The sequence below is a fragment of the Methylobacterium oxalidis genome (genome assembly GCF_007992195.1).
GTDB lineage: Bacteria > Pseudomonadota > Alphaproteobacteria > Rhizobiales > Beijerinckiaceae > Methylobacterium > Methylobacterium oxalidis.
In genome coordinates, this window is sequence record NZ_BJZU01000180.1 from 1 (window position 1) to 8,387 (window position 8,387).

The 8,387-nt window shown below is 66.6% G+C and carries 7 protein-coding genes and 3 pseudogenes; 3 read left to right on the plus strand and 7 right to left on the minus strand.

Annotated elements, in window-relative coordinates:
- A pseudogene (locus tag MOX02_RS28495) lies at nt 1-167 on the plus strand (AraC family transcriptional regulator); the annotation flags it as partial.
- 182 nt (nt 168-349) lie between these two features.
- Nucleotides 350-697 (plus strand): hypothetical protein, encoded by a 348-nt coding sequence (locus MOX02_RS28500; RefSeq protein WP_147029157.1) that lies wholly within the window; start codon nt 350-352, stop codon nt 695-697.
- A gap of 323 nt (nt 698-1,020) precedes the next feature.
- Here MOX02_RS28500 and MOX02_RS28505 read toward each other — a convergent pair whose 3' ends face one another.
- The 6 genes from MOX02_RS28505 to MOX02_RS28530 form a co-directional block, all read right to left on the minus strand.
- On the minus strand, nt 1,021-2,925 hold the full coding sequence (locus MOX02_RS28505; RefSeq protein WP_147029158.1) for an ATP-binding protein: 1,905 nt from the start codon (nt 2,923-2,925) through the stop codon (nt 1,021-1,023).
- A complete protein-coding gene (locus tag MOX02_RS28510) occupies nt 2,922-3,917 on the minus strand; it encodes an ATP-binding protein (protein ID WP_147029159.1) in 996 nt (331 codons plus the stop codon). The genes MOX02_RS28505 and MOX02_RS28510 overlap by 4 nt, the downstream gene beginning before the upstream one ends.
- 2 nt (nt 3,918-3,919) lie before the next feature.
- Nucleotides 3,920-4,324 carry an anti-sigma regulatory factor gene (locus MOX02_RS28515; protein WP_147029160.1) on the minus strand — a complete coding sequence of 135 codons (405 nt, stop codon included), beginning with the start codon at nt 4,322-4,324 and terminating at the stop codon, nt 3,920-3,922.
- Nucleotides 4,305-4,706 carry an STAS domain-containing protein gene (locus MOX02_RS28520; protein ID WP_147029161.1) on the minus strand — a complete coding sequence of 134 codons (402 nt, stop codon included), beginning with the start codon at nt 4,704-4,706 and terminating at the stop codon, nt 4,305-4,307. Before MOX02_RS28520 ends, MOX02_RS28515 begins: the two co-directional genes overlap by 20 nt.
- A 4-nt stretch (nt 4,707-4,710) precedes the next feature.
- The gene (locus MOX02_RS28525) at nt 4,711-5,583 is read right to left on the minus strand and encodes an STAS domain-containing protein (protein ID WP_147029162.1); all 873 of its coding nucleotides are present in this window, start codon (nt 5,581-5,583) and stop codon (nt 4,711-4,713) included.
- A gap of 504 nt (nt 5,584-6,087) precedes the next feature.
- A complete protein-coding gene (locus MOX02_RS28530; protein ID WP_238179918.1) occupies nt 6,088-6,498 on the minus strand; it encodes a response regulator in 411 nt (136 codons plus the stop codon).
- Between the two features lie 164 nt (nt 6,499-6,662).
- On the opposite strand from MOX02_RS28530, the pseudogene MOX02_RS28535 reads away from it, so the two are divergent.
- Nucleotides 6,663-7,525, plus strand: a pseudogene (locus MOX02_RS28535) (transglutaminase family protein).
- Between the two features lie 325 nt (nt 7,526-7,850).
- Here MOX02_RS28535 and MOX02_RS28540 read toward each other — a convergent pair.
- Nucleotides 7,851-8,351 (minus strand): annotated as a pseudogene (locus tag MOX02_RS28540) (VOC family protein).
- Nucleotides 8,352-8,387 lie beyond the last annotated feature (36 nt).

The following is an 8,387-nucleotide window of genomic DNA, read 5'->3' on the forward strand; positions in this document are numbered from 1 at the left end:
GCTTGGCTCAGATCTCGGCTATCCTGCACTTCTCCGAGCCTGCCGCCTTCACGCATGCCTTCCGCCGCTGGTCGGGCACGACGCCGAGCGCGTGGCGGCAGGCCAACCCGTCGTGTGACGCCGAAGGACAGCGTGAAGATTGGCAGCCTGAGCAACTGGCTCCTTGACTGGCTGTATGAGGGCCGTACGGCGAGTTACCTGGCACCGCCGGCTGCCAGCTCAGTAGTTCGTGGGAACTTGACGGCTTCGTTGCGCGATTGACATTATGCAGTCCCGTAGCTGGTCAATCGTGCATCCGCTGCAGGTCGTTGCATTTGAGGTTCAAGCACTTCCGCTACGCGGTCATGCCATGAACGACACTGACGACGGCTACACCAACGAGCAGCTTACCGAACTGGCCCTGATGCAGGCGGAGAATTCTGTGCAGGCTGAAAAGGCCCTGACGGCGATGGCCCCTCAGACCATCGCGGGGCTGGTGATGAACGCGCTTCTCCTGCACGAGCGGGAGCGTCTCGGCCTCGTGGACCATGACGCCCTAATGATCGAGGCCTTTGAGCGAGCTAAGTCGATCCAGCCGCCGGAGGTGGGCGCCAGCGTCGCTCTGGTCATCGAGACCATCTTCGACGGGGAGGCACCCACCGCGCCGCATGTGGCCCCCGCCGGCATCAACGGAAATCTGACCGACGCCAAGCACTGACGCCGCAGCCCAGGCGCCGTTAGGATTGTATTGAAAAACTCCGTTTGGCCCTCTTCTGAGGGCATGAGCCCACAACACCTGGGGCAGCGGCGAGAGGCAGCTACTAGCTGTAGAGACCTAGGTCCGTGCTGAGGAGTTTTTCAACACAATCCGCCCATTGCCGCCGTACTGCCTCACTTCAGCGCATCTCGGAAGCAGACGCCTCTTCAGCCGTCGACATGCCGCGGGTTCAGAGCCGCGTGAACGTACGCAATCTGGTCGAGACCATGAGTGGGAAGTTGGCAACGGCCGACTGCGAATAGCGCATCACCGGTGAGTGAGCATCAGAGGTTGTGAGGCGAGGTGCCGATGATCCGACGCAAAACCCGGCCAACCTGCGCGGCCGAATAGGGCTTGTGGATTAACTCGAAGCCGTGGCTGTCCTCCTGGGCCAGGACATGGCTGTAGCCCGAGGCCAGGATCACCGGCAGGGTCGGAATGCGCATGCGCAACGCTCTGGCGAGCTCGATCCCGCCCATCCCTGGCATGACGACGTCGGAGAAGACGGCCTGAAAGCCTGCACCGTCCGTCCCGAGACGCTCGAGCGCTTCTTCCGCGTTGACGACCCACTCGGGTGCGTATCCGAGATCCTCCAAGATCTGGGTGCAGAAGCCTCCGACCTCCAGGTTATCTTCCACGAGCAGGATGCGCTGACCGAGACCGACCGGCGACAGAGCGGCGTCGGGGTCGCAGACAGGGGCTTCGGCAGCCTCGGACGAGACTTCGGGCAGGTAGAGGGTGAAGACTGTCCCCTGGCCGCTCTCGCTTGTCACGTCCACGTCGCCGCCGGACTGCTTGGTAAACCCGAACACTTGGGAGAGCCCGAGACCCGTGCCGCGCCCGACGTCCTTGGTCGTGAAGAACGGTTCGAAGATGCGCCCGAGCACCTCCAGGGGGATGCCCGAGCCGGTGTCGGCGAGCGAGACCGCCACGAACGGCCCCCGCGAGCCGGCGTGCCCCCGGATCATCGGCATGGCCTGCCCGGCCGCCACCCGCATCGTCAGCGTACCGCTACCGTCCATGGCGTCGCGGGCATTGACGGCGATGTTCACCAGGGCCGTCTCGAACTGGTTGAGGTCGGCGCGTACCAGGGCGGGTCTGTCCGAGATCTCGACCCTGACTTGGATGCGCGCGCCTGTGATGGTGTCGAGCATCTCGGCCACGCCGCGCAGGCGTTCGCCGACCTCGAACACCTCGGGCTTCAGGGACTGGCGACGTGCGAAGGCTAGAAGTTGTCCGGTAAGCTTGGCGGCGCGGTCGACGGTGTCGGAGACGGCGTCCATGTAACGCTTGCGCCGGTCTTCTGGCAGATCCGGGCGACGGAGGAAGTCGACGGACGAGCGGATGATGGTCAGCAGGTTGTTGAAGTCGTGCGCGACGCCGCCGGTCAATTGCCCGACCGCTTCGAGCTTCTGGGATTGCCGCAGGTCCTGCTCCATCCGCTCGCGCTCGACCGCCTCGGCTAGGAGCCGAGCGTTTGCCTCAGCAAGCTCGGCAGTGCGGCCCGCCACTTGGCTTTCCAGGAGAACGCCCGCCTCGCGCAGGAGCACGGCTTGCGCCTCCAACTCGGCGTGGAGCGCGACCACGCCCCGGTTCGTCTCGGAGAGTTCCTGGTTCAGGCGCTGGGTTTCCTCTTCGCGCTCGGCCAGCGCGGCGAGGCTGCGCAGAAGCTCCCGGTTCTGCTCGCGCAAGGCGACCAGCGGTTCCTCAGTCCTGGCCCGGGCGACATCCTCGGCCAGGGTCGCGAGACGCGGTCCCGTGAAACGTCCGGTCCCGGATGGGAGCCGCTTCCCGAACGTCACGACAGTGCCGTTGCCGGCCACCGTGTCGACCTCGAAGCGGTCCATCAGCCGCCGTGAGCCGGTGATGCCGATGCCGAGGCCCGTCGTCGAGCGGAAGCGACCTTCAAGGATGGCGTCGAGTTCGGCGATGCCCGGTCCCTTGTCGCTCACCCTGATGACCAGGAACTGCTCGCCTCTGTCCCGATCGAGCTGATCAAGGCCGTACTCGATGCGACCGCCCCCGGCGTAGCCGTAGGCGTTGCGCGCAATCTCGGACACTGCCGTGGCGATGCGGGTCTGGTCCTGGATCTCGAAGCCCAGGCGCTCGGCCAGCCGGCGCACGCGCTGGCGCACCGTCGCGATGTCGTCCTCGTGCTGGATGGCACTGGTGAGGAGCGGCCACCTCATCGCGCGCCCTCCCGCACGACGAGCACGGTGGCATCGTCCCGGGCCCTGGCGAAGTCGCGATAGATCACCCCGGCCACGAGTGTCGGATGGGCGGCTGCGAGGCCGGGGTGGGCGTCCAGCGACCAAGCCGTGGCGATCCCGTCCGAGCACAGCACGAACAGGTCGTCCGGGCGCATAGGGTACTCGAACTCCTGGATGCGCCGAGCCGCGTGCCCCGCCGTCCCAGCGAGGCTGACCGTTCGCTTGGTCACAGTGCCGGAGACGACCGCACCCAGCACGTTGCCGATGCCCGCAAACGCGAGAGTGCCCCGGTTCCGCTCATACCGCGCGACGGAGATCGCCCCCCCTCGCGTGTGCGACAGGCCTGCATGGATGGCGGACAGAATCGCGGCGGGCGGCTTGTCCTGGTGTCTCCGGAACAGCTTCAGCGCCTCCTCGGAAGCCTTGGCGGCCTCCGGCCCGTGGCCGAGGCCGTCTGACACCACGGCGGTCCAGCCGTCGGCGCGCTCACGCACGGCGTAGGCGTCGCCGTTGGCGGTCTCACCCTTCAGGGGGACCGCCACCGCCCCATAGCCCGGCACGGCGTCCGAAACAGTCTTCCTATCGATCGACAAGCGCGCCAACACTGCCGTGCCCAGCCCGGGGCGGGACACGATGTCGAAGACGTCGGAGATGCGGCGCACCGCGCCAAGGCCCTCGCCCGCGCTGCCGCCCGTGGAGTGTCCGTCCGTCAGGGCCAGGCCGAGATTTGAGAATCCTTCGCCCTTGTCGAGCACGAGGATCTCGACGCCCGAGCCGGTCCCGTCTTCGTAGGTGGCGACCAAGACCTCGCCCGGCACGCCGTACTTGACCACGTTGGTGGCGAGTTCGGTCACCACGAGCGCGATGCGGCCGGCCGCGGTCTCGTCGAAGCCGACGGACTGAGCGACGGCCACCGCTCGTCGTCGGGCCTCGGCCACCTGGCTCGCTTCCGTGACGGTGACCCGGTCCATGTTCATTTCCACCGGGCGATCATGACGCGCGTGCCGACGCCGGGCGTCGACTCGATATGAAACTCGTTCGAGAGGCGCTTGGCCCCGCCCAGGCCGAGGCCGAGGCCCTTGCCGGAGGTGTAGTGGTCAGTCATCGCCTGCTCGATATCGGCGATGCCGGGGCCCTGGTCCTCGAAGGTCAGGCGCAGGCCCTTGCGCGTCCCGACCTGGACGCTCTCCGCGCGGACCTCGCCGCCCCCGCCGTAATCGAGGGTGTTGCGCGCGAGCTCGCTCGCGGCGGTGACGATCTTCGTCTGATCGACGAGCCCGAGGCCGATGTCGATGGCGAGCGCACGCACGCGCTGCCTCACGCGGACGATGTCGTCACCGGACCGGACGGGGATGGTCTCAGTCTTCGAGACCGTCACGGTCGCTCCCATACCCAGCGCCGTCCCCGGCCAAGCGCGCCTTCAGCAAGGCCATGCCGCGCTCGACGTTGAGGGCCGTCCTGATGCCGGTGAGCTCCAAGCCGAGCTCGACCAACGTGATGGCGACCGCCGGCCGCATGCCGGCCAGGACCGTTTCCGCGTCGAGGACGCGCGAGACGGCCGCGATGCTCACCAACATGCGCCCGATGAAGGAATCGACGATTTCCAGCGCCGAGATCTCGATGAGCACGCCGCGCGCGCCGGTGCGCGCGATCATCGCCGTCAGGTCCTCCTCCAGGGCCAGCGCGAGGCGGTCGTGCATGTCGACCTGGATGGTGACGATTAGCGTGCCGCCGAGCTTGAGGATCGGGATGCGGTCCATGGCCTCAGCAGCGCTCCTCAGCCGCCTGCTGGCGCACAACCTTGCGGCCGGTTCGCCTGAGGGCAAGCGCGAAGGCGTCGGCCATCGTCGCCTTCGAGATGACGTTCAGCTCCACGCCGAGATGGACCATGGTCTGCGCGATCTGCGGCCGGATGCCGGAGACGATGCAGTCGGCGCCCATCAGGCGGGCGGCCGCCACGGTCTTGAGGAGGTGCTGCGCCACCAGGGTGTCGACGGTCGGTACGCCGGTGATGTCGATGATGGCGATCTCGGCCTCTTCGTCGACGATGGCCTGCAGCAGGTTCTCCATCACGACGCCGGTGCGGGCACTGTCGAGGGTGCCGATGAGCGGCAGCGCCAGGATGCCGTCCCAGAGTCGAACCACCGGCGTGGAGAGTTCGGCGATCTCCTGCCCCTGGCGCCCGATCACCTCCTCGCGGCTGGCCAGGAACACCTCCATCGTGAGCAGTCCGAGCCTGTCGAGCACCTTCCCCGCCGCCCATACGCCTGCGGCCAGGGCCGACGCGTCTGCGGCCGACTTGCGCCGTAGTGCCTCGAAAATCGGCTCTTTGAGCGAGAAGACGAAGTTGGCGGTGTCGGTCGGCGTGAACCCCTGGACCGCCCGCGAGCGCGAGATATCGGCGAGGTTCTCGCGCAGCGGGGTATAGCTTTCCGCGTCCGCGTCGACCCCACCGGACGAAAGTCCGTCCCGAAGCTGGCCGAACACGGCCTTGGCCTGGGTCTGGAGCTCGGCCTCCCGGATCCGACCGCTCTGCAGGGAGGTCCCTTCCCGGAGAGATATGTACCAGGCTTCGAGGATGGCGGCCTCGTCTTCCGTGAGCGTCCTTTTCAGGACCTCGGCGCCGTCCATTCGCATCAGGTTTTTCCCATCGTTATGATGCAGTCTCTATCCCGATACTGAGCCTCTCGATAGGCGGCATCGCTACAAAGGAGCTGATCGCGGCAAATTATTTGCCGCCTTCGGCTCTACCTCTTGTCTCGTTAATTTCGGCAACAGGGATCGCTGCATTGCCGCCGCGGACTCCTCACGCTCCCTGGGCGCGGGCCCCAGACCAAGATAACTTACACAAAGGTGAGGCCTGGCTGATTATCGAAGTTTTTCTCAAAGCGGCGGCAGCGGCGGCGACAGGACAGCGCCAGCATATGAGAAGGCGGCTTCCTGGATCGACAGGGACTATCCAAGTCGACGCGGTTGCTTGTGGAGCAGCGCCTCTGCTTTCCCGTCCGACCTGCTCCGGAACGGACCAGCGGCTGACAGCCAACTTCAGGCGATCAGATAACCCGCGGGCGGGCGTCTCCAAGAGCTGCTTCCGGTCGCAAAAGACTCTCGCATCAGGTACGAAACGCCAGGTTCGAAAGACTACATTCTTAGCTGTTTCGGGTGCCTCTCGTCCGGCAGTGTTTCGCGGACATGATGCCGGACGATCTCGGCGCTGAACGGTTTGCCGATGAACGTCGCGCCCTCCGGCAGGTCGCCGGGCTCAGGGGCGGCCCGGCCCGAGGCGACCACGACCGCGATGTGTGGCCAGCGCTCGTTTGTCTGCCTTGCCAAGTCGAAGCCGTCAGCGCTCCCCGGCATGTGCACGTCAGTGAAGAGCAGTTGAACCGCGTTGTGATGCTGATCCAATATTCGCAGAGCGGGAACGACTTGTATCGCCTCCAGCACCTGGAATCCTGCATCCTCAAGGATACTGGTCGCCTCCATCAGGATCAGGGCGTCGTCGTCGACGACGAGGGCGTGGGGCGCATCGCCCTTGGAATCATGGGTCACACAGCTAAAGCCCGCTCGCGAGCGGAAGGTTGCCTCCCGATGGAACCGTGATCTGGGCAGATCGTCCGATTTTCAGGTCCAGTACGTGGCCCGATCCATGCTAGGCTGCCTCGGGGCAGCCTGCGTGCCCTGCACAGCCGGACCGGACCGAAGGGACAGATACTTTGGTCGACCTGCGTATCCGCCACCAGACGACGTACCGCTATCGCCAGCCCGTCAATCTCGGACCGCACCGGCTGATGATGCGGCCGCGGGAGAGCCGCGACCTGCGCCTGCTGTCGAATACCGTTACTCTGTCGCCTGACGCCACCGTCACCTGGGCCTACGACGTCGCCGGCAACGCCGTGGCGACGGCCACGTCGGGGTCTCGACCGATCGCCTCGTCGTGGGGAGCGTATCTCGGGTCGAACTCTCGGCCGAGGCTTATCCCGTCTTCGACATCGCCGCCGGCGCCATCGCGTTCCCGTTCCAGTACGCCGATGACGAGTGGACGGACCTCGGCGCCCTGACGATCCCGCAATATCCGGAGGGGGAGCCGAGCGTGCGGGTCTGGGCGCAGGGGTTCGTGGCGTCCTGCCCAACCGACACCCTGTCGCTCCTCAAGGATCTGAACGCCGGGGTCGGCGGCACCATCGCCTACCAAGGTCGGGAAGACGAGGGCACGCAGTCGCCGAGCGAGACCCTGTCCCTGAGGATGGGGTCGTGCCGGGACCTGGCGACGCTTTTCGTCGAGGCGGTGCGCAGCCTCGGCTTCGGAGCCCGGGTCGTGTCCGGCTACCTCCACGACCCGTCGCGAACGCTGCTCGGCTCCGCCGATGCGGGAGCCACGCATGCCTAGGCGGAGACCTTCCTGCCGGGTGCCGGGTGGATCACCTTCGATCCGACGAACCGCAGCGTCGGCGGCGCGAACCTGATCCCGGTCGCGGTCGCACGCGACATCCGACAGGCCATGCCGCTGGTCGGAAGCTTCGCCGGGCCGGCGGACGCCTTTCTGGACATGTCCGTGGAGATCAGCGTCGGCGGGTAGGCTTGATGCAGCCAGAATCCGTCGCCTCAGGCAGCGGTCCGACTGAGCCGGGTCTGGCATGGGGATCGACGTCGCAACGCTCCGGCGATCCAGATGCCGGCACGCCGGACGAGGCGGCCATACGTACGGGAGACGGTTTGACCCGTCACAGCGCCGTGGCCCGGCGACGGCTCGGCTCGTGCGGCGCCAAGTTCGGGGCTACCCGCGCGGGCTGTAGGTGAGCTCGCAGGTCAGCACGCGCCCGATGTTCGGCGTCGTGACCGCCTGTCGCCTGCCCGATGCCTGGATCACGCCGTCGAGCGATCAGAGGAATGAACCGACGTTCCTACGCGTTGAGGACCGCTCCACGCGCGGCAGCCTCAATCCGAGCGATGTCGATCTTGCGCATCGTCATCATCGCCTCGAACGCGCGCCGGGCCGCAGCTCTGTCGGGATTGCTGTTGGCGCGCAGGAGCGCGCGCGGTGTGATCTGCCAGGAGACCCCCCAGCGATCCGTGCATCAGCCGCACTGACTCTCGGCTCCGCCGTTGCCCACGATGGCGTCCCAGTAGTGGTCGGTCTCCACCTGATCTTCGATCAGCACCATGAAGCTGACCGCCTGATTGGCCTTGAAGGCGGGGCCGCCGTTCAGGCCGATGAACGGGCGTCCGAGCACGGTGAACGCGACCGTGAGCTCTGCGCCCTCGGATCCATCCGGGAAGTCCGACGGCGCGGTCATCGGGACGCCGACATGGCTGTCCGGGAAGGTCCTGGCGTAGAACTCCGCGGCCTTGCGGGCTTGGCCGTGGTCGAACCATAGGCAAGTCGTCAGCTTCTCGCTCGTCATTGCTGACCTCCCTTCACGCCGCCTGGCGCGGGCCGG